The organism is Amycolatopsis sp. NPDC051371 (genome assembly GCF_040682155.1).
Classification (GTDB): Bacteria; Actinomycetota; Actinomycetes; order Mycobacteriales; family Pseudonocardiaceae; genus Amycolatopsis.
The window spans coordinates 43,255-63,454 of sequence record NZ_JBFBAG010000006.1 but is presented as its reverse complement, the minus strand read 5'-3'; the positions used below and the strand labels follow the sequence as shown (position 1 = coordinate 63,454).

At 70.6% G+C, this 20,200-nt stretch carries 18 protein-coding genes; 10 read left to right on the top strand and 8 right to left on the bottom strand.

Translation table 11 applies throughout. From position 1 onward, the window contains the following. Positions 1-10: 10 nt before the first annotated feature. Together ndk and AB0M59_RS10015 are read right to left on the bottom strand one after the other, a co-directional pair. On the bottom strand, positions 11-421 hold the full coding sequence (gene ndk, locus AB0M59_RS10020) for a nucleoside-diphosphate kinase (RefSeq protein WP_364611655.1): 411 nt from the start codon (positions 419-421) through the stop codon (positions 11-13). A gap of 115 nt (positions 422-536) precedes the next feature. Next, entirely contained in the window at positions 537-2,084 is a 1,548-nt protein-coding gene (locus AB0M59_RS10015) for an alkaline phosphatase D family protein (RefSeq protein ID WP_364611652.1), read from the bottom strand. 124 nt (positions 2,085-2,208) lie between these two features. Between AB0M59_RS10015 and AB0M59_RS10010 the strand changes: the two genes are divergently transcribed. Next, positions 2,209-4,563 (top strand): penicillin acylase family protein, encoded by a 2,355-nt coding sequence (locus AB0M59_RS10010; RefSeq protein ID WP_364611649.1) that lies wholly within the window; start codon positions 2,209-2,211, stop codon positions 4,561-4,563. A gap of 1 nt (position 4,564) precedes the next feature. On the opposite strand, the gene AB0M59_RS10005 is transcribed toward AB0M59_RS10010, so the two are convergent. Continuing rightward, positions 4,565-4,963: a DUF4233 domain-containing protein gene (locus AB0M59_RS10005; protein ID WP_364611646.1), complete on the bottom strand. Its 399-nt coding sequence runs from the start codon at positions 4,961-4,963 to the stop codon at positions 4,565-4,567. Beyond that, positions 4,960-6,615 (bottom strand): folylpolyglutamate synthase/dihydrofolate synthase family protein, encoded by a 1,656-nt coding sequence (locus tag AB0M59_RS10000; RefSeq protein ID WP_364611643.1) that lies wholly within the window; start codon positions 6,613-6,615, stop codon positions 4,960-4,962. The genes AB0M59_RS10005 and AB0M59_RS10000 overlap by 4 nt, the downstream gene beginning before the upstream one ends. A 73-nt stretch (positions 6,616-6,688) precedes the next feature. On the opposite strand from AB0M59_RS10000, the gene AB0M59_RS09995 reads away from it, so the two are divergent. Both AB0M59_RS09995 and AB0M59_RS09990 read left to right on the top strand, forming a co-directional pair. Further along, entirely contained in the window at positions 6,689-7,324 is a 636-nt protein-coding gene (locus tag AB0M59_RS09995) for a class I SAM-dependent methyltransferase (protein ID WP_364611640.1), read from the top strand. A 72-nt stretch (positions 7,325-7,396) separates the two neighbouring features. Next, positions 7,397-8,257 (top strand): SGNH/GDSL hydrolase family protein, encoded by an 861-nt coding sequence (locus AB0M59_RS09990; protein ID WP_364611637.1) that lies wholly within the window; start codon positions 7,397-7,399, stop codon positions 8,255-8,257. On the opposite strand, the gene AB0M59_RS09985 is transcribed toward AB0M59_RS09990, so the two are convergent. Both AB0M59_RS09985 and AB0M59_RS09980 read right to left on the bottom strand, forming a co-directional pair. Then, positions 8,241-9,017, bottom strand: coding sequence for an alpha/beta hydrolase (locus AB0M59_RS09985; protein WP_364611634.1), 777 nt, complete (start codon positions 9,015-9,017; stop codon positions 8,241-8,243). The two genes, AB0M59_RS09990 and AB0M59_RS09985, sit on opposite strands and share 17 nt — an antisense overlap. 11 nt (positions 9,018-9,028) lie before the next feature. Then, positions 9,029-9,793, bottom strand: a complete 765-nt coding sequence (locus AB0M59_RS09980; protein WP_364611631.1) for an alpha/beta hydrolase — start codon at positions 9,791-9,793, stop codon at positions 9,029-9,031. Positions 9,794-9,879: 86 nt separating this feature from the next. On the opposite strand from AB0M59_RS09980, the gene AB0M59_RS09975 reads away from it, so the two are divergent. After that, the gene (locus tag AB0M59_RS09975) at positions 9,880-10,767 is read left to right on the top strand and encodes a LysR family transcriptional regulator (protein ID WP_364611628.1); all 888 of its coding nucleotides are present in this window, start codon (positions 9,880-9,882) and stop codon (positions 10,765-10,767) included. Between the two features lie 72 nt (positions 10,768-10,839). After that, entirely contained in the window at positions 10,840-11,178 is a 339-nt protein-coding gene (locus tag AB0M59_RS09970; protein WP_364611625.1) for a hypothetical protein, read from the top strand. A gap of 60 nt (positions 11,179-11,238) precedes the next feature. Here the strand turns inward: AB0M59_RS09970 and AB0M59_RS09965 are convergent, their stop codons facing one another. After that, the gene (locus AB0M59_RS09965; RefSeq protein ID WP_364611622.1) at positions 11,239-13,860 is read right to left on the bottom strand and encodes a valine--tRNA ligase; all 2,622 of its coding nucleotides are present in this window, start codon (positions 13,858-13,860) and stop codon (positions 11,239-11,241) included. A gap of 56 nt (positions 13,861-13,916) precedes the next feature. On the opposite strand from AB0M59_RS09965, the gene AB0M59_RS09960 reads away from it, so the two are divergent. From AB0M59_RS09960 to AB0M59_RS09940, 5 genes are all read left to right on the top strand, one after another. Next, the gene (locus tag AB0M59_RS09960) at positions 13,917-14,219 is read left to right on the top strand and encodes a hypothetical protein (RefSeq protein WP_364611619.1); all 303 of its coding nucleotides are present in this window, start codon (positions 13,917-13,919) and stop codon (positions 14,217-14,219) included. A 50-nt stretch (positions 14,220-14,269) separates the two neighbouring features. After that, positions 14,270-15,253, top strand: a complete 984-nt coding sequence (locus AB0M59_RS09955; RefSeq protein WP_364611616.1) for a hypothetical protein — start codon at positions 14,270-14,272, stop codon at positions 15,251-15,253. Positions 15,254-15,327: 74 nt separating this feature from the next. After that, positions 15,328-15,765 (top strand): MarR family transcriptional regulator, encoded by a 438-nt coding sequence (locus AB0M59_RS09950; RefSeq protein WP_285480711.1) that lies wholly within the window; start codon positions 15,328-15,330, stop codon positions 15,763-15,765. 64 nt (positions 15,766-15,829) lie between these two features. Beyond that, positions 15,830-17,128, top strand: coding sequence for an MFS transporter (locus tag AB0M59_RS09945; protein ID WP_364611613.1), 1,299 nt, complete (start codon positions 15,830-15,832; stop codon positions 17,126-17,128). 42 nt (positions 17,129-17,170) lie between these two features. Continuing rightward, the gene (locus AB0M59_RS09940; protein ID WP_364611610.1) at positions 17,171-19,477 is read left to right on the top strand and encodes an FdhF/YdeP family oxidoreductase; all 2,307 of its coding nucleotides are present in this window, start codon (positions 17,171-17,173) and stop codon (positions 19,475-19,477) included. Positions 19,478-19,496: 19 nt separating this feature from the next. Here the strand turns inward: AB0M59_RS09940 and AB0M59_RS09935 are convergent, their stop codons facing one another. Further along, complete coding sequence (locus tag AB0M59_RS09935) at positions 19,497-20,072, bottom strand: hypothetical protein (protein ID WP_364611608.1); 576 nt, start codon at positions 20,070-20,072, stop codon at positions 19,497-19,499. Between the last annotated feature and the right edge of the window lie 128 nt (positions 20,073-20,200).

Here is a 20,200-nt window from a genome sequence, read left to right as displayed (position 1 = left end):
CCAGTGCCGATCACAGGTCGGGGAACCAGAGCTTCAGCTCGCGCCCGGCCGACTCCGGCGAGTCCGAACCGTGGACCAGGTTGTACTGGGTCTCCAGCGCGAAGTCGCCGCGGATGGTGCCCGGGGTGGCCTTCTCGACCGGGTCGGTGCCGCCGGCCAGCTGGCGGAACGCGGCGATGGCGCGCGGGCCTTCGACCGCGAGCGCGACCAGCGGGCCCGACGTGATGAACTCCAGCAGGTCGCCGAAGAACGCACGCTCCTTGTGTTCGGCGTAGTGCTCCTCGGCCAGCGCCTGCGGCACGGTGCGCAGTTCGACGGCGGCGAGCTTCAGGCCCTTGCGCTCGATCCGCGAAATGACCTCGCCGACGAGGCCGCGCGCGACGCCATCGGGCTTGACGAGGACCAGCGTGCGTTCAGTCACGACGGTGTTTCTCCTTGCTACAGTTTCAGGGGGTCCGGGTGGCGGAGCCCCCGGCTCGGGCGAAGCCCCGGATGTCATCGGTGCGTGTCGGTGCGCGTGAGCGTAGCCGACCTCCTCAGCGGCCCTGCGGGTGCAGCTTCTTCGACCACAGCGACGCTCCCGTGGCATCCCGGAGATCCACCGTCAGGTCACCGCTCACGCCGTCGATGTTCAGCTCCCCGAAGTGCTGGAAGCCGTCGGCCGGGGCCGTGTTCGCGACCGGCGGGGCGTGCACGAACACCGCTTCCGGGCCGAACGTCGGGTCTAGCGCGTTGGGCCCGAACGCGCCCGCGTTCAGCGGCCCGGACACGAACTCCCAGAACGGGTCGAAGTCCTGGAACGCCGCGCGGTCCGGCGAATAGTGGTGCGCCGCCGTGTAGTGGACGTCCGCCGTCAGCCAGACCACGTTGCGGACGCGGCGGCGCTGGATCTCCCGCAGCACCCACGCCAGCTCCGTCTCGCGCCCGCCCGGCGCGCCCGGCAGGTTGTTCGCCACGGCTTCGATGTCCGCGCCGTCCGGGACGACCAGGCCCAGCGGCATGTCCGCTTGGACGATCTTCCACGTCGCCGTGCTGCGGCCGAGCGCGTCGGCCAGCCAGCGCGCCTGCCGGTCGCCGAGGATGTACCCCGGCTTGGTCTGGTCCGCGGTGTTCGCGTTGCGGTAGGTCCGCATGTCCAGCACGAAGATCTCAGCGCGCGACCCGTACTCGAAACTGCGGTACACGCGGCCGTCGACGGCCTGGCGCGCGTCGATCGGGTGCCACTCGTGGAACGCCTGGTACGCCCGCGGCGCGAGGACGTCGACGCGCTTTTCGGTGTAGGCCGGGAGGTCGAGGATCTCGCCCGGGTACCAGTTGTTCAAGACCTCGTGGTCGTCCCACTGGGCGTAGACCGGTACCTGCGCGGCGAAGCGCTTGAAGTTCGCGTCGAGGCGGTTGTACGCGTGCTGGCCGCGGTATTCGTCGAGGGTCTCGGCGACCTTGGACTTCTCCGCCGTGACGACGTTGCGCCACGTCCGGCCGCCGGGCAGGGCCACCGTCTCCGTCAGCGGGCCGTCGGCGTACACCGTGTCGCCGCTGTGCAGGAAGAGGTCGGGTCGCCGCGCGGCCATCGCCGAGAAGATCGTCATGCCGCCCAGGTCCGGGTTGATCCCCCAGTTCTGGCCGACGACGTCGCCCGACCACAGGATCCGGGTGTCGCGGCGGCCCACCGGCGCGGTGGCGAACCGGCCGGTCAGCGGCTCGCTCTTCGTGCGCCCGTCGAGGGACTCCGCCGTCACGCGGTAGTGGTACTCGGTGCCGGGCGCGAGACCCGCGACGCGGACCTGCCCGGTCCCGCCGGTGGACGGGCCGGCGAGCGGGCCGGGCACCCGGCGGGTGTGCCGGAACGAGGGGTCGCGGGCGATCTCGACGACCAGCCGCGACGGCCGGTCCGCGCGCGACCAGACGATCGCCGAGCCGGGCGTGACGTCGCCGGACTGGACGCCGTGGGTGAGCACGGGCCGGTCGCCGCGTAGCAGCGGGGTCGCGGCGAAAGCCGTCGAAGGCAGCACGAGAGTGGCGGCGGCGCCGGTGAGGCCGGCCTTGAGCAGGGTGCGGCGGGAGTGGTGGGTCGGTTCGGTCATGCGCGGTTTCTATCCCGCCGCGGCCAACGCCGGATTGCGCGCGGGTGAACGACATCCCCGGGTTTTCCCCCATGTCCGGACGTCGTCTCCGTCGGTAGCGTGGCGATCACGACAAGGGGGTCAGATGAGACCATTCAGGAAAAGCCTGGCGGTTCTGACAGCGGCACTCACCTTCACCACGCTCGGCACCGCCGTGGCTTCAGCCGGCGAAGACGGCGGAAAGGCCGTTCTCCGCTACACCGAGCACGGCATCCCGCACATCGTCGCGAAGGACTTCGCCGGGCTCGGCTACGGGTACGGCTTCGCGGCGGCGACCGACAACGTCTGCGAGCTCGCGAACATCTACCTCACGGTGAGCGCGCAGCGGTCGAAGTACCTCGGCCCGGACGGCGACGGCTACCCGTCGCTGTCGGAGGCGAAGAACAACCTGCACAGCGACCTGTTCTTCCAGCAGATCAACGACTCCGGGATCGTCGACCGGCTCGTCGCGCAACCCGCGCCGCTGGGGCCGCGCCGCGAAGTCCGCGAGACTGTTTCGGGTTACGTCAAGGGCTTCAACGCCTACCTCGCCCGCACCGGCCGCGCCGGCATCTCCGACCCGGCCTGCCGCGGCGCCGGCTGGGTGCGGCCGATCACCGAGCAGGACTTCTACCGGCACTTCTACGCCATCGCGATCACCGGCGGCCAGGGCGTCGTGACCGAAAGCCTGTTCACCGCCCCGCCGACCGGCGCGACACCGGCGCCGGGCACGGCCGGGCAGCTCTCCGACCAGGTCCGGGCGGCGCTCGGCGGGAGCGGGCTGGGCAGCAACGGCATCGCGATCGGCGCGGACTCGACCGCGGCGGGCCAGGGCAGCGTCCTGCTCGGCAACCCGCACTACCCGTGGCAGGCCGGGCGCCGGTTCTGGCAGAGCCAGCTGACCATCCCCGGCAAGGTCGACGTCGCCGGCGCGAGCCTGCTCGGGATGCCGTTCGTCCAGATCGGGCACACCGCCGACGCGGCCTGGACGCACACGGTGTCCACGCCCGTCACGTTCGGCCTCTTCGAGGTGCCCCTGAAGGCGGGCGACCCGACGACCTACCTCGTCGACGGCCAGCCGGAGAAGATGACCTCCCGCGACGTCACGGTCCAGGTCCGCCAGGCCGACGGTTCGCTGAAGCCGGCGCGCCAGACGTTCTGGTCGACGCGGTACGGCCCGGTCATGGGCGACTTCCAGGGCGTCCCGCTGCCGTGGACGACGAAGTCGGCGTACGCGGTGCGTGACGCCAACGCGACGAACATGCGCGGCCTGAACACGTGGTTCGAGCTCGACCAGGCCCGCAGCACGGCCGACGTCGTCCGCGCGCTGAGCCGAACCCAGGGCGTCCCGTGGGTCAACACGATCGCCACCGACCGGGCGGGCAACGCGCTCTACGCCGACATCCAGGTCGTCCCGAACGTCACCGACGAGCTGGCGAAGACGTGCAGCACTCCCTTGGGACAGCGGACGTTCGAGCAGGTCGGACTGGCCATTTTGGACGGTTCGAAATCGGCCTGCCGATGGGGTTCCGACCCCGGCGCGCTCGAACCGGGCATCTTCGCGCCGTCGCGGCTGCCGCAGCAGCAACGCCGTGACTACGAACTGAACACCAACGACAGCGCCTGGCTGGCCAACGCGAAAGCGCCGATCACCGGGTACCCGCACATCGTCGGCGACATCGGCACCGAACGCTCGCCGCGCACGAGGGAAGCGCTGCTCACCGCCGAAAAGGGCGGGTTCACGACGGACTCGATGAAGAAGATGCTCTTCGCCGACCACAGCCTGTTCGCCGACCTGACGGCGGCGGACCTGGCGAAGCTGTGCGCGTCGTTCCCGGGCGGCCGGGCGCCGTCGTCGTCAGGCCCGGTGCCGGTCGGGAACGCGTGCACCGCGCTGGCGAAGTGGGACCACACGTACACGCTCGACACCCGCGGCTCGCTGCTGTTCGAGCGGTTCGCGGGCCGGCTCGGCGCGGTGGACCGCTTCTCGGTGCCCTTCGACCCGAAGGCGCCGCTGACCACGCCGAACACGCTCAACGTCGGGAACCCGGACGTGCAGAAGGCGTTCGGGGACGCGCTGGTGGACCTGCGCACGGCCGGGCTGGCCCCGGACGCGAAGCTGCGCGACGGCCAGGCGGTCACGCGCAACGGCGAGCGGATCCCGATCCACGGCAGCCAGGGCTTCCTGGGCGTGCTCAACGTCATGACACCGCGGTGGGATCCGGCGCGCGGGAACACCGAGATCGTGCACGGGTCCAGCTACATCCAGGTGGTCGGGTTCCGCGGGCGCGCGTGCCCGGACTCCTCGACGTTGCTGACGTACTCGCAGTCGGCGAACTCGAAGTCGCCGTACTTCAGCGACCAGACGAAGCTCTACAGCCGGGGTGAATGGGTGAAGGAACGCTTCTGCGAAGCCGACATCCTGCGCTCCCCCGCGCTGCGGGTCGTCGTGCTGCGGTAGGTCAGGGCTGGGGCTGCTGCTGGCTCGCGAGGGTGCCGGCCGCCATGCGGCGGGCGACGTCCTTGCGCAGCCACAGCAGCCACAGCCAGATCGCCAGGAACACCACGCCCAGCACCGCGATCGCGGGCAGCCAGACCACCAGCGCGATCAGCACCACCTGCAGGCCGAGGATGACCGGCACCGCCCACGGCTTCTTGACGAACCCGCACAGCACGACCAGCACCAGCGCGACCGCCAGCACCGTCCAGCCGGTGCCGGTGCTGATCCCGCCGCCGAGCTTGTTCACCACCGGCAGGGCCAGGGCGACCGTGATCGCCTCCATGATCAGCGTTCCCGACATCACGCCGCGGAAGCCCTTCATGGGGTCCTTGGGCTTCGGCTTTTCCGTCGGCTCGGTCACGCCGGCTCCTTCCCGAACAGCGTGCGCGTCTCGCCCACGGTGACCACCGAGCCGGTGACGAGCACGCCGCCGCCCGCGAGGGGCTCTTCGGGGTCGTCGCTGGTCTCCACCAGCGCGATCGCCGTCTCGATCGCCGTCTCCAGGTCGGTCTCGGCGACCACCCGGTCCTCGCCGAACACCGAGATGGCCAGCTGGTTGAGCTCCTCCAGCGGCATCGAGCGGGGCGAGGAGTTGCGCGTCACGACGATGTCGGACACCACCGGCTCCAGCGCGTCGAGGATGCCGTGGGCGTCCTTCTCGGCCATCACGCCGACCACCGCGACCAGGCGGCGGAAGGCGAACTCCTCGGCCACGGTCGCCGCGAGCGCGCGGGCGCCGTGCGGGTTGTGGGCCGCGTCGATCATCACCGCGGGGGCCGCGCGGACCCGCTCGAGCCGGCCCGGCGTCTCGACCTCGGCGAACGCCTCGCGCACGGCCTCGATGACCAGCTGCTTGTCCTTGCCGGCGCCGAAGAACGCCTCGACCGCGGCCAGCGCGAGCGCGGCGTTCGCGGCCTGGTGGGCGCCGTGCAGCGGCAGGAAGATGTCGTCGTAGACCCCGCCGAGCCCCTGCAGCTTGAGCAGCTGCCCGCCGACGGCGATCTCGCGCTCCAGCACGCCGAACTCGCTGCCCGCGCGGGCCACCGCCGCGTCGACCTCGACGGCGCGTTCCAGCAGCACCTTCTGCACCTCGGGGTCCTGCTCGGCGATGACCGCGACCGAGCCGGGCTTGATGATGCCCGCCTTTTCGCGCGCCGCGCCGAGGATGTCCGGGCCGAGGTACTCGACGTGGTCGATGCCGATCGGCGTGATGACCGCGACGTCGGCGTCCGCGACGTTCGTGGCGTCCCAGGCGCCGCCCAGCCCGGCCTCGATCACCGCGGCCTCGACCGGCGCGTCGGCGAACGCGGCGAACGCCATCCCGGTGAGGATCTCGAACTTGCTCATCGCGACGCCGTCCGCGGCGGCACCGTCCACCATGGACACGTACGGCGCGATGTCGTTCCACAGCTCGGCGTAGCGGGCGGCGGAGATCGGCCGGCCGTCGAGCGCGATGCGCTCGGTGACCAGCTGCAGGTGCGGGCTGGTGTAGCGGCCGACGCGCAGGCCCATCCGGGTCAGCAGCGCGTCGATCATCCGGGCGGTGGAGCCCTTGCCGTTCGTGCCGGCGACGTGCAGCACCGGGTAGCCGTGGTTCGGCTCGCCCAGCAGCTGCGTCAGCGCGGAGATGCGGGTCAGCGACGGCTGGATCTTCGTCTCCGGCCAGCGCTGGTTCAGCTCGGCCTCGACGGCCATCAGCTCGCGCCGCGCCTCGGGCCCGTCCGGGCTGCCGTAGACCTCGGGTTCGCCCTGGTCGTCGAGCTCGTGCAGCTCGGTGTCCTCGGGCACGCTCAGGTCGGGCACCGGGCCGGTGGCGAGGTTGTCGCCCAGCTGGCCGACGCCGCCGATGCCACCGCGGCTGCCCCCGCCCGCCTCGAACGCGGTGTCGCGCGCGTCCAGCTCCGGGTCGTGGTCGTCCGAGTCTTCGTACCCTTCGGCACCCAGCTCGTCGACACCCGCGAAACTGTCCAGATCCGACAGGTCCGGCCTGCGACCTGTCTCATCCTGCGGCACTGAATCTCCTCCGGCCTGGGGTTTTCGGCTTGCCTTCCGAGTCTACGTGCGTGACTGGTGGCACTCTCGACGCATGCCGTTCAACCACAACGACCACTACCACCCGCTGCTGCTGGACCTGCTGCCGCCCGGGCCGGGGATCGCGCTGGACGTCGGCTGCGGCACCGGCCGGTTCGCGCGGCGGCTGGCCGCGACCGGCATGGCGGTGGAGGCGGTCGACGTCTCGGCCGCGATGGTCGAAGCGGCGGCGGGCCTCGGTTCGCCGGGGCCGGGCAAGATCGTCTACCGGCAGGCCGACGTCACCACCGACGCCCTGCCCGAGGCGCACTACGACTTCATCTCGTGCCTCGCCTCCCTGCACCACATGCCGTTCGAAACGGTCGCCAAGCTGCGCCGCGCCCTGGTGCCGGGCGGCGTGCTCGTGGTGCTCGGCCTGGCGAAACCGAGCACGCCCGCGGACTGGGCGCGGGCGATCGCGGCGGTCCCGGTCAACGCGCTCGCGCGGCTGGTCGTCTACGCCGGCGAACGGCTGAACGGCGGCGGGGAGGACGGCCCGCAGGCCCCGATCGTCGACGACTACCCGACGCTGGCCGAGCTACGCCGCGAGTCGGCCCGGCTGCTGCCCGGGAGCACCGTCCGGCCGTTGCTGTTCTGGCGCACGCTGATCACTTACCGTGAGCACGGCGACGGTGACCCGACTGGCGGGTGAAGTCCGTCCCCCGGCCGTCCGGTGCTCGCTAGAAGTGGAGGCAGCGTTTCCGCCAGCGAGAACGAGGTCTTCATGCGCATCACCCGGCTGCTCATCGCCGTCGTCTCGGCAGCCATCCTGTTGCCGGCGCCGGCCACCGCCGCCTCCGCGGCGACCATCGGCAGCTACGTCGCCCTCGGCGACTCCTACACCTCCGGGCCGTTCATCCCGGTCCAGCGGGTCGACCCGCTGGGCTGCGGGCGGTCCACCGCGAACTACCCGTCGGTGCTGGCCGCGGCGCTGCACGCCGGGCGGTTCACCGACGTCAGCTGCGCCGGCGCGGACACCACGAACATGACGCGGCCCCAAGGCGTGCCGTTCAACGGCACCAACCCGCCGCAGCTGGGCGCGCTGCGGATCGACACGGACCTGGTCACGCTCGGTATCGGCGGCAACGACTACGACGTGTTCGGCAGCCTGATCTCGACGTGCCCGGGCCTGCGGGCGAGCGACCCGACGGGCAACCCCTGCGAGGAGCACTTCGGCGGCTCCGTCACGTCGGCGATCGACAACATCGGTCCGCGGGTGGAGGCGGTGCTCGCCGCGATCCACGAGCGGGCGCCGCGGGCGCGGGTGCTGGTGGTCGGCTACCCGCGGATCGCGCCGGAGAAGGGCTACTGCCCGGACGTGCTGCCGTTCGCCGACGGCGACTACGCGTGGCTGAACAGCGTCGAGGAGGCGCTGAACCGGACGCTGGCCGACGCCGTGGACGGGGACGGGAAGGCGGAGTTCGTCGACACCTTCGGCCCGTCCCGCGGCCACGACGCCTGCGCGCGCGGCGGTTCGGCGTGGATCAACGGCAAGGACCAGAACGTCTTCGTGGCCGCGGCCTACCACCCGCTGAAGACCGGGATGGCGGGCATCGCCGCGGTCGTGCTCAAGTCCCTGCGCTGACGAACTCCAGCACGATCCGGGCGAACTCGTCCGGCAGTTCGGCCGGGGCCCCGTGCCCCGCGTCGATCGCGGCGGCGCGCGCGTCCGGGATCGCGGCGACCAGCTCCCGCTGCTGGTCCGCCGTGATCAGCCGGTCGTGCGCGCTGCCGAGCACCAGCACCGGCGCGGTGATCTGCCCGAGCACGTCCCTCAGGTCGACGGCGCGGTCGACCTCGATCTGCCGGTCCGTTCCGGGCTCGATCATCGTTTCGAGGGTCTTGACCAGCTGTTCGTTGCTCTCGGCGGTGGCCTGTTCCCAGTAGCGCGGGCCGAAGGCCATCAGCGGGAGCATGCGGGCGAAGGTCCCGGTTTCGAGCAGGTCCAGCCAGTAGCGGAACTCGGCGTCCTGCCTGGTGTCGGTGACGGGCCAGGCGGCGTGCAGGACCGCTTTCCGGACGCGATCCGGGCGAGTACCGGCCAGGTGGGCCGCCACGACCGCGCCGAGCGAATGGCCGACGACGTGCGCGCGGTCGACGCCCGCGTGGTCCAGCACGGCTTCGGCCTGGGCGGCGAGGTCTTCGACGCTGATCGGGCCGCCGCGGTCGGTGGTCAGGCCGGAGCCGGGGAAGTCCGGCGCCAAGACCGTGAAGTGTTCTGCTTGTGCGATCAGCGGTCCCCACTGCTCGCGCGACGCGGCGGTGCCGTGGAGCAGAAGCAGCGCGGGTCCTTCGCCGGTCCGGTCGTAGTGGACGACGGTGTCTTCGAGCGTCACTTTCGGCACGGTCGCCTCCTTCAGGCGGTGATCGCGCGGAGGGCGGCGGTGAACGCGCGCGGGTCTTCCTGGTGCGGGATGTGGCCGCAGCCGGCGAGGACGTGCACCCGGGCGCCGGGCGTCTCGGCCGCGCAGGCGCGCGGGACTTCGAGGGGGATCTGCGTGTCCACCTCGCCGTGCAGGTAGGTGATCGGGACCTTGAGGTCCTTCAGCCGGGGCCGCGGGTCGTAGGTGGTGATCTCGGTGAAGAGCGCGTCGATGTAGACGCCCGAGTCGAGCAGCTGGCGGACGGTCCAGTCGATCAAGCCGGGCGAGGCCTTCGGGCCGAACCAGCCCGGCACCCAGCCGGCGACGGTGCCGAAACGGTCGTCGACGAGCTTCTCCCGCAGCTCCCGCACGGTTTCGAGCATGCCGGTACTCGGCCAGTAACCGGGGCTGTCGACGGCGACGACGTGCTCGACCAGCTCGGGGCGGGCGAGCGCCAGTTCGGTGGCGAAGACGCCGCCGAGGCTGGACCCGACGACGGTGGGGGTGATTCCCAGGGTTTCGATCACCGCGACGAGGTCGGCGGTGACGCCGGCGATGGTGTTGCCGTCGAGCGGGCGGTCCGAGCGGCCGCAACCGCGCCAGTCGAGCGTGATGACGCGGTGGTCGCGGACGAGGTCGGGCAGGCTCGACTGCCAGACGCGGCCGCTGGCGCCCCAGCCGTGCAGGAGCAGCAGGGCCGGGCCGGTGCCGGCGTCTTCGTAGTAGAGGCGGGTGTCGTTCACGGTTGCGTAGGGCATGCCTTGAGCTTCGCGGCCGGGTTCTCGGTGATCGAGGATCAGTCGGCTCCTACACTCATCACGAACGCTTATGAATGGGGTTGCCCGTGGAGCTTCGCCAGCTGAAGTACTTCGTGACGGTGGCCGAGGAGCTGCACTTCGGGCGCGCGGCGGAGCGGCTGCACATCGTCCAGCCGGCGGTGAGCCAGCAGATCCGGCGGCTGGAGCGTTCGCTGGGCGTGTCGCTGTTCGCCCGTTCGACGCGTTCGGTGGTCTTGACGGAGGCGGGGCAGCGGTTTTTGCCGCACGCGCGCGCCGTCTTGGCGGCGGCCGAGCGGGCTTCGGATTCGGTGTCCGAGTTCCGTTCTGCTGAGTCTCTGGTCCGCTTGGGGACGAGCGAGGGTCTGGGTGATCGGCTGGACGTCTTGCTGGGAGCTTTCGCCCGCCTTGCGCCTTCGGCTTCTTTGGAGTTGGTCCACGCGCCGACTTCGCAACGGCTCCAGCGGGTCCGCGATGGTTCGCTTTCCGCGACCATCGTGCGGGGCTCGTGGCCTTCTTCCGGTCTTGACTTCACTCCCTTGTGGATGGACGAGGTGCTGGTCGCTTTGCCTGCTTCTCATCCGCTGGCTTCCGCTTCGGAGGTTTCTTTCGCTTCGCTCGCTTCGCTTCCTGTGCGGTTGAGTTCGCCTTCGCGGAATCAGCCTTTGTACGATCTTGTGCTGGCTTGCTGTCGCGAGGCGGGGTTCGAGCCCGTGCTGGGCACGGAGTTCACTACGGCTCAGGACACGTTGGGGACGCTGGGCTTTGGTCGTCCACACTGGACGGTGTTCTACCGGGCGCACGCCAATCTGTTGCCGATTCCGGGGGTGGTTTTCCGGCCGTTGGTGGAGCCGACGCCTCGGATGCAGACTTACCTGGCGACGCCCACGGACCGGCGGTTGACCCCGGAGCTGGTGGCGCTGATCGAAGCGGCGCGAACCATCGAAGCCGGCTGAGTAACGGCCTGCCCTCGACGGGCGACCCATACGGCGACTACCGATCACCGTTCGCGATGAGGAGACGGCTCGATGCCCGAGACATTCGAGATGGACCGCGTGGATCGCATTGCCGACATCTTGTACGGCGTCGCGTCCGGGAAAGGTCTGATCGAGTACGTCCCGCTCGGTCGGCGCGTCGGTGTGCAACCGAACCATCTGGGCCAGTTCCTCGAGCAGGTGTCCGCCCGCGCGGCGGATCGCGACGAACCGCTATGGAGCGCGCTCGTCGTGTCGAAAGACAGCCGGCTGCCGAGCAGCGGGTTCTACGTGCTCGCCCGTCGGTTGCGCGACGAGTACGCGAGTCTCGATGACGAAGAGGTGTGGAAACGGGAACAGCGGCGGTGCTACGACGCCGCCCGCTCCTCCTGACCGCCGGCGCTGACCGAAGCCCGGCACTCCCGAAGGAGCGCCGGGCTTCGGTCAACAACCTCAGGAAGCCGGAAGCGCCGCCAACCGCGCCGTGATCCGGCCGATGTCCGACACCGCCGTCTCCTTGCGGACCTTGATCTTGTCGACCACCTGCTCCGGGGCCTTCGCGATGAACGCCTCGTTGCCCAGCTTGGCCTCCGTCTGCGTCAGCTCTTTCTGGGCCGCCGCGAGGTCCTTCTCCAGCCGCTTGCGCTCGGCCGCCACGTCGACCGTGCCTGACAGGTCCAGCTCCACCGTCACCACGCCGTCCGCCAGGGCCACCTCGAGCGACGCGCTCGCGGCGAACTCGGGAGAAGGCTCAGTCAACCGAACCAGCGACCGGACCGCTGACTCGTGACCGCCCGCGTAGCCCGCCAGGCGGGCCGCCACCTTCTGGCCCGGCTTCAGGCCCTGGTCCGCGCGGAAGCGGCGGATCTCCGTCACCAGCTTCTGGACGTCCGCGATCCGGGCGTCGGCCGAAGAATCCGCGTAGCCCTCGAAAGGAACCGGCCAGGAAGCGACCACCAGCGACTCACCGCCGGTCAACGCCGTCCAGAGCTTCTCCGTGATGAACGGGATGAACGGGTGCAGCAGCCGCAGCACCGTGTCCAGCACGTGGCCCAGCACCGACCGCGTCGCGGAGACCCGCGCGTCATCGCCTTGGTACAGCTGGACCTTCGCCAGCTCCAGGTACCAGTCGCACAGCTCGTTCCACGTGAACTGGTAGAGCGCGCCCGCCACCTTCGCGAACTGGAAGTCCTCGAACAGGCCGTCCACTTCGGACACCAGCGCGCCGAGGCGGCCGAGGATCCACCGATCCGCTTCCGTCAAAGTGGAAGCGGAAGGCAACGGCTCAGCGACCGAAGCCCCGTTCATCATCGCGAACTTCGTCGCGTTCCACAGCTTCGTGCAGAAGTTGCGGGAGCCCGCCGCCCACTCGTCGGCCAAGGCCATGTCCGCGCCCGGGTTCGCGCCGCGGGCCAGGGTGAAGCGGGTGGCGTCCGCGCCGTACGCGTCCATCCACTCCAGCGGGTCGATCACGTTGCCGCGCGACTTGGACATCTTCTTGCCCTGCGCGTCCCGGATCAGGCCGTGCAGGTACACGTGGTCGAACGGCTGCTTGCCGTCCATCTGGTGCACGCCGAACATCATCATCCGGACGACCCAGAAGAACAGGATGTCGTAGCCGGTCGACAGCACGCTGGTCGGATAGAACTTGGCCAGGTCCTCCGACGAGGAAGGCCAGCCCAGCGTCGACATCGGCCACAGGCCCGACGAGAACCACGTGTCGAGCACGTCCGGGTCCTGCGTCCAGCCGTCACCGGACGGCGGCTGCTCGTCCGGGCCGACGCACACGACTTCACCGTCGGGGCCGTAGAAGACCGGGATGCGGTGCCCCCACCACAGCTGGCGCGAAATCGTCCAGTCGTGCATGTTGTCGACCCAGTCGAAGTACCGCTTGCCCAGCTCCGACGGGTGGATCTTCGTCCGGCCGTCACGGACGGCGTCGCCGGCCAGCTTGGCCAGCTCCTCGACCTTGACCCACCACTGCAGCGACAGCCGCGGCTCGACGACCGTGTCGCAGCGCGAGCAGTGCCCGACCGCGTGCACGTACGGGCGCTTCTCGGCCACGATTCGGCCGGCTTCCCGCAGCGCGGCGACGACCGCCGGGCGCGCCTCGAACCGGTCGAGACCCTCGAACGGCCCCGACGCGGTGATCTCGGCGCGCTCGTTCATGATCGTCAGCATCGGCAGGTCGTGCCGGCGGCCGATCTCGAAGTCGTTCGGGTCGTGCGCCGGAGTGACCTTCACCGCACCCGTGCCGAACTCGGGATCGACGTGCTTGTCGGCCACGATCGGGATGCGACGCCCGGTCAGCGGCAGCTCGACCTCGGTGCCGACCAGGTGCGCATAGCGCTCGTCGTCAGGGTGGACGGCGACCGCGGTGTCGCCCAGCATCGTCTCCGCGCGGGTGGTCGCGACGACGATCGCGTTGTCGCCGTCGCCGTAGCGGATCGACACGAGCTCGCCGTCGTCGTCGTTGTGGTCGACCTCGATGTCCGAGAGCGCGGTCTGGCAGCGCGGGCACCAGTTGATGATCCGCTCGGCGCGGTAGATCAGGCCCTCGTCGAAGAAGTTCTTGAACACCGTCTGGACGGCCTTGGACAGGTTCTCGTCCATGGTGAAGCGCTCGCGCGACCAGTCGACGCCGTCGCCGAGGCGCTTCATCTGGCCGAGGATCCGGCCGCCGTACTCGGCCTTCCACTCCCAGACGCGCTCGACGAACTTCTCGCGGCCCAGGTCGTGGCGCGAAAGGCCCTCGCCGGCCAGCTGGCGCTCGACGACGTTCTGCGTCGCGATGCCCGCGTGGTCCATGCCCGGCAGCCACAGCACCTCGTAGCCCTGCATGCGCCGGCGGCGGCTCATCGCGTCCATCAACGTGTGGTTGAGGGCGTGGCCCATGTGCAGGCTGCCGGTGACGTTCGGCGGCGGCAGTACGATCGAGAACGGCGGCTTCCCCGACGCGGCGTCGGCCGTGAAGTACCCGGCCGCTACCCAGCGGTCGTACATCGGTGCTTCTTCGGCGGCCGGGTCCCAGGCACCCGGAAGGTCGGTGGTCTGCTGCGGAGCGTTCTCGGTCACAATGGACAAGTCTACGAACCCGTCACGGCGGGTCACCCAGGGGGAAGGCACTCGGGATGGCAGAGCCTCAACAGCCGCAGGATCCGGACGACCGGCGCCTCGAGACGCACCCGGACCTGATGAACCCGGATTGGCAGCAACACGCCGAGCGGGACGCCTGGCTGGGTGCGAAGAAGGAGCTGAAGAAGCGCCGCAAGCGCGAGCGCCGCGCGGGCGGTCACCAGCAGCCGGGGCACAGCCGCTGGCCCGGTGTGCTGGCGCTGCTGCTGGTCGTCGTCCTGGTCGCGGCGGCGATCGTCGTGCACCAGATCCAGGGCATCGGCGTCAACGAGGACTCGTTCCTGTTCTTCGGCTCGTAACGCTCCTCCCCCGCTGTCGATGATCAGTCATCGACCTTGGGGGAAAGCACGTGGACGACGACAACCTGCTCGATTCGCACCCGGACCTGATGGACCCGGAGTGGCGCAAGCACGCGCAGACGGACGCCTGGCTGGGCGCCAAGAAGGACCGCAAGCAGTTTCGCAAGCAGCAGAGAAGCCGCCCTCGGAAGCCCGGGCGCCGCTGGTGGGTGTTCGGCGTGCTGGTGGCTATCCTCGCCGTGATCACCACGGCGATCGTGCTGGTCGGCCGCCGGCCCCCGGCGCGCGAGGCCGTCCCGGAGACGCCGAACCCGACGCAAGTGGCGCAGTTCGCCCACGTCGACCTGGCCCGGCCGTACGCGAACACACCCGCCCAGGACTGGCCGAAGGGTCTCGACGGCATCACCGCGGCCCCGGCCGGAACCGCCGAAGCCGACGCTTACGCGAAGGTCAAGCAGGCGATCTCCGCGGCCCGGCTCGATCCCGCGGTGCTCACCGGGCACGACCCGAAGGCCTTCCTCGCCCTGGTCGCGCCCGACCTGCGCGACCAGCTGACCCCGGTGTTCGCCCGCAAGCCGGCCAAGGGCGTGGCGAGCTTCGACTCGTACGTGACCGAGATCGCCGACGGCTACCACCTGCTCGACGCCGGACCGCGCACGTTCGGCACGCTCGCCTCGCACCCCGGCGCCAAAGCCGGTGAACTGGTCGTCGACGCCAAATACGTCATCGCCTACGCCTTCGACAACGTCCACCCCGAGGGGCTGACCAGCCCGGCCGAGATCGTCAGCTTCCTGCGCGTGGACGAGACGTACGTGCTCCGCAGCGGCAAGAACTTCGCCAAGAGCAGTTACGGGCTCTGGCTGGAGGGCGGTCAGAGTGCGTTCTCGGCGGTCGGGTGCGCCGCCGCGAAGGACGGGTACCTGGCCCCCGGCTACGCGAACCCGCAGTCCGGCCCGAACACCGGCGACGACCAGGACGCGCCCGGCTACTACGACCCGCAGTACCCGGTGCCGAACCTCGACGGCTGCAACTGAGCTTCCCGCACTCCCTGCAAGGGGGTGCATCACATCCAGATGCACAGTCTGGACTGTACAGTTAAACTGTGTGCATGGGCGAAGTACCCGCACACGTCGCTGAGAGCGCCGGCTGGATCCGCGCGGTCGTCGGGCAGCTGCACCGCCGGCTGCGCCAGGTCGACAACGCCGGGATCCTGACACCGTCGCAGTCCGCCGTGCTCAACCGGCTCCACCGCGACGGCCCCGCCACCCAGGGCGAGCTCGCGGCCGCCGAGCACGTCCGGCAGCAGTCGATGGCCGCCACCCTCGGCGTCCTCGACGAGCTCGGCTACCTCGCCCGCACCCCCGACCCGGCCGACCGGCGCCGCGTGGTGATCAGCCTGTCCGAGGCCGGCTCCGACACCGTGCGCGGCATCCTGCAGCACCGCGACGAGTGGCTGGCCCAGGCGCTGCTGGACGCGCTGTCCCCCGCCGAGCTCGACGCCGTCACCCGCGCGCTGCCGCTGCTGCAGCGCGTCGCCCAGCACTAAAGGAGATCTCACGAGCACCATCACCGCTCCCGCGAAGTTCGGCACCCGCCTGGTCACCCCGCTGGTGGCCGGCGCGGTGCTCAACCCGATCAACTCCACCCTCATCGCCGTCGCGCTCGTGCCGATCGGGCAGAGCTTCGGCGCCGGCCCGGGCCAGACGGCTTGGCTGATCTCGGCGCTCTACCTGGCCACCGCGGTCGGGCAGCCGGTGGTCGGACTGCTCGTGGACCGCTACGGCGCGCGCCGCGTCCTGCTCGGCGGGGCGGTGCTGGTGATCATCGCGGGGATCGCGGGCATGATCCCGCTCTCGGTCGGCTGGCTGACCGGCGTTCGGGTCGTCCTGGGCCTGGGCACGTGCGCCGGCTTCCCGGCGGCGATGGCCGTGCTGCGCCACCACGCGGAAGCGAGCGGCCAGGGCGTGCCCGCGCGGGTGCTGGCGGTGCTGTCGATGTCCGCGCAGACGGTGATGGTGATCGGTCCGACGCTGGGCGGCCTGCTCATCGGCCTCTTCGGCTGGCCGGCGATCTTCGCCGTGAACATCCCGCTCGCCGGGCTGTCGCTGGTGCTGGCGCTGCTGTGGGTGCCGAAGGACGACCGCGGCGAGCGCACCGCGAAGCCGATCGACCTCCTGGGCATCGCGCTGTTCTCGGCGACCCTGCTCGCGCTCCTGTTCTTCCTGATGGACCCGGCGGAGCCCTGGCTGCTCGCCGTCGTCGTGGCTTTCGACGTCGCGTTCGCGCTGGTCGAGCTGCGTCGCGACGACCCGTTCCTCGACCTGCGGATGCTCGCGGCCAACCGCGCGATCCTGCGGACGTACCTGCGGCAGGCCCTGAGCTTCATGGCGATCTACGCGATCATGTTCGGCTACGTCCAGTGGCTGGAGACGACGCGGCAGCTGTCCGAGGAGGCGGCCGGGCTGATGCTGCTGCCGATGTCGGGCACGGCGGTGTGTGCGGCGGCGTTCTCGGGGCGCGGCTCCGGCATCAAGGCGCGGCTGGTCACGGTCGCGGTCGCACTGGTCGGCGGATCGGCGTTGCTGCTGCTCGTCCACGACGGCACGTGGGTCGGCGCGCTGCTGGCGCTGGCCGCGTTGTTCGGCCTGGCCCAGGGTCTGACGAGCGTCGCGAACCAGACGACGCTCTACCGCGAAGCGCCCGCCGGGCAGATGGGCACCGCGAGCGGGCTGTTCCGCACGGCCCAGTACCTGGGTGCGATCGTGGCGTCGACGCTCATCGCGCTCTGCTACGGCCCGCACGCCGACTCGGCCGGCCTGCACCGGCTCGCCATGGCGCTCATCGTGATCAGCGTCGTCCTGCTCGCCGTCACCATCGCCGACCGGGGCCTGCGCGCCGCCAAAGCCTGACCCCTGTTCGCGCTCACGATCATCGAGGCGCACGATGAACACATGACCCGTGAAGCGCCGTCGCAGGACGTGGACGAAGCCCGCCTCGAGGTGGGCAAGCCGAAGGGCTGGGCGGCCGGGATACCCGGCGTCGCCGTGTCGCTCGCGCGCAGCGTCGAGCAGATGGGCACCGGCCGGACCGTCAAGGCGCTGCGGCTGCTGAACCAGCGCGAGGGCTTCGACTGCCCGGGCTGCGCGTGGCCGGAACCCCGCGAGGTCGACGGCGAGAAGCGCAAGCTGGCCGAGTTCTGCGAGAACGGTGCCAAGGCCGTCGCCGAGGAAGCCACGAAACGCCGGGTGGGCCGGGAGTTCTTCGCCGCGCACCCGATCGCCGAGCTGCGGGAGAAGACCGACTACTGGCTCGGCCAGCAGGGCCGCGTCACCGAGCCGTTCGTGCTGCGCGAAGCCGCGACGCACTACGAACCGATCTCCTGGGACGACGCCTTCGAGCTCGTCGCCGGCGAGCTGAAAGCGCTGACCGACCCGAACGAGGCGATCTTCTACACCTCGGGCCGCACCAGCAACGAGGCCGCGTTCCTCTACCAGCTGCTGGTGCGCTCGTTCGGCACCAACAACCTGCCGGACTGCTCCAACATGTGCCACGAGTCCTCCGGCGCGGCGCTGGCGGCGACCACCGGCATCGGCAAGGGCTCGGTGAGCCTGGCCGACATCCACAAGGCCGACCTGATCGTCGTCGTCGGGCAGAACCCGGGCACCAACCACCCGCGGATGCTCTCGGCGCTCGAAGAGGCCAAGGGGAACGGCGCGCAGATCATCGCCGTGAACCCCTTGCCCGAGGCGGGGTTGATGCGGTTCAAGAACCCGCAGAACGTCCGCGGCGTCGTCGGCAAGGGCACCCCGCTGGCCGACGAGTTCGCGCAGATCCGCCTCGGCGGCGACCTCGCGCTGTTCCAGGCGGTCGGGCACCTGCTGCTGGCCTGGGACGAGGAGGCGCCGGGCGCGATCGTCGACCGCGACTTCGTCGAGCGCGTCACCGACGGCTTCGACGACTACGCCAAGCACCTGCGCGAGATCGACTGGCCCGAGGTCGAGCGCGCCACCGGGCTGCCGCGCGAGCAGATCGAGCGCGTCGCGCGGATGATCGCCTCCTCGGAACGCACGATCTACTGCTGGGCGATGGGCCTGACGCAGCACAAGCACGCCGTCCCGACGATCTCCGAGATCGCCAACCTGGCGCTGATGCGCGGCATGATCGGCAAGCCGGGCGCGGGCCTGTGCCCGGTGCGCGGACACTCGAACGTCCAGGGCGACCGGACGATGGGCATCTGGGAGAAGATGCCGCAGTCCTTCATGGACGCCCTGGCCGGCGAGTTCGGCATCGAGGTCCCGCGCGAGCACGGCTTCGACACCGTCGACGCGATCCGCGCGATGCGCGACGGCCGCGGCAAGGTGTTCTTCGCCGTCGGCGGCAACTTCGCGTCGGCGACGCCGGACACGGAGGCGACCGAGAAGGCGCTCCAGTCGTGCTCGCTGACCGTGCACGTCTCGACGAAGCTGAACCGCTCGCACGTCGTCCACGGCCGCACCGCGCTGGTCCTGCCGACGCTCGGGCGCACCGAACGCGACTTCCAGGCGAGCGGCGAGCAGTTCGTCACCGTCGAGGACTCGATGTCGCAGGTGCACACCTCCCGCGGGCGCCTCAAGCCGGCGAGCGAGCACCTGCTTTCGGAGGTCGCCATCGTCTGCCGGCTGGCCGAGACGCTGTTCGGCGCCGGGCACGCCGTGCCGTGGCGGACGTTCGAGAGCGACTACGACCTGGTCCGCGACCGCATCTCCCGCGTCGTGCCGGGCTGCCAGGACTACAACCGCCGCGTCCGCGAGCCGGACGGGTTCGTGCTGCCGCACGCGCCGCGCGACTCCCGCGAGTTCACCGGCACGGCCAACGGCAAGGGCAACTTCACGGTGTCCGAACTGGAGTATCCGCGGGTGCCCGAGGGCCGGCTGCTGCTGCAGACGATGCGCAGCCACGACCAGTACAACACCACGATCTACGGGCTGTCCGACCGCTACCGCGGCATCGAGAACGCCCGCCGGGTCGTGCTGGTGAACCCGGACGACGTCGCGGCGCTCGGCCTGACCGACGGCGCGATGGTGGACCTGGTCTCGGAATGGCGGGACGGCGACCGCCGCGCGCCGTCCTTCCGCGTGGTGGCCTACCCGACGGCCCGCGGGTGCGCGGCGGCGTACTTCCCCGAGGCCAACGCCCTGGTGCCGCTGGACTCGGTGGCGGAGAAGTCGAACACGCCGGTGTCGAAGGCGATCGTGGTGCGGCTCGAGCCCCGGCCCTGAGACTCAGCCCTGGTAAGACTCAGCCCTGGTAGTCGCGCCGCAGCGTGTTCGTCATGTCGGTGACCACGGCCTGGACGTTGTCGAGGGTCGCCGGCGGGATCAGCGCGGCCTCCGTGCCACCGTCGGCGATGGCCACGCCCAGCACGACGTTCCCGGAGCGCACGGCGGCCCACTGCTCGGAGAACCCGGACTCGTCGCCGACGCCGGTGGCGAGCCGGACGCCCGAGTGGTCGCCGAGCGCGTCGGTCATCAGCTGGGTGGCCTTCGTCGCGCCCTGGGCCGGATCGGAGTCGGTGAACCGCACGACGGCGATCGTGACGAGCCGGTAGTCCTGCATGTTGGGCTTCCCGCCGCCGAGATCGCGGGCGAACAGGCGCTTGCAGGTGGTGAGCTCGTTGCCCTCGGTGGAGCGGTCCTGGGGGACGACCTTGGCATCGGCGGTCTTCACCGAGTTCGCCGGTACCTCGACGGTGCCGGGGGCGAGCCGGTCACGCGCGTCCGCCCCGGGCAGCTTGCAGGCGTCGATCGAGTCGGGGTAGTGCGCCGAAGCGGACGTCGACTGGCATCCCGCGCACAAAACGGCGGAAGCGAGCACCGGAAGGAGCCACCCTCCGCGGGCAACGCTGCTACGCATAGGTTCCGGACTTTCCTTATTCCTGAAATTGACTTTCCGGGTCGTCACCGGTCCGGTGATCTTTTCCGGTCCGTCGCGCGACGCTGCGC

Coding starts and splice junctions, on each gene's coding strand:
- AB0M59_RS09990 (WP_364611637.1), top strand. CDS start 7,397: ATGCGCATCACCCGGCTGCTCATCGCCGTCGTCTCGGCAGCCATCCTG.
- AB0M59_RS09995 (WP_364611640.1), top strand. CDS start 6,689: ATGCCGTTCAACCACAACGACCACTACCACCCGCTGCTGCTGGACCTG.
- AB0M59_RS09940 (WP_364611610.1), top strand. CDS start 17,171: ATGACCCGTGAAGCGCCGTCGCAGGACGTGGACGAAGCCCGCCTCGAG.
- AB0M59_RS09970 (WP_364611625.1), top strand. CDS start 10,840: ATGCCCGAGACATTCGAGATGGACCGCGTGGATCGCATTGCCGACATC.
- AB0M59_RS10010 (WP_364611649.1), top strand. CDS start 2,209: ATGAGACCATTCAGGAAAAGCCTGGCGGTTCTGACAGCGGCACTCACC.
- AB0M59_RS09950 (WP_285480711.1), top strand. CDS start 15,328: ATGGGCGAAGTACCCGCACACGTCGCTGAGAGCGCCGGCTGGATCCGC.
- AB0M59_RS09960 (WP_364611619.1), top strand. CDS start 13,917: ATGGCAGAGCCTCAACAGCCGCAGGATCCGGACGACCGGCGCCTCGAG.
- AB0M59_RS10015 (WP_364611652.1), bottom strand. CDS start 2,084: ATGACCGAACCGACCCACCACTCCCGCCGCACCCTGCTCAAGGCCGGC.
- AB0M59_RS09980 (WP_364611631.1), bottom strand. CDS start 9,793: ATGCCCTACGCAACCGTGAACGACACCCGCCTCTACTACGAAGACGCC.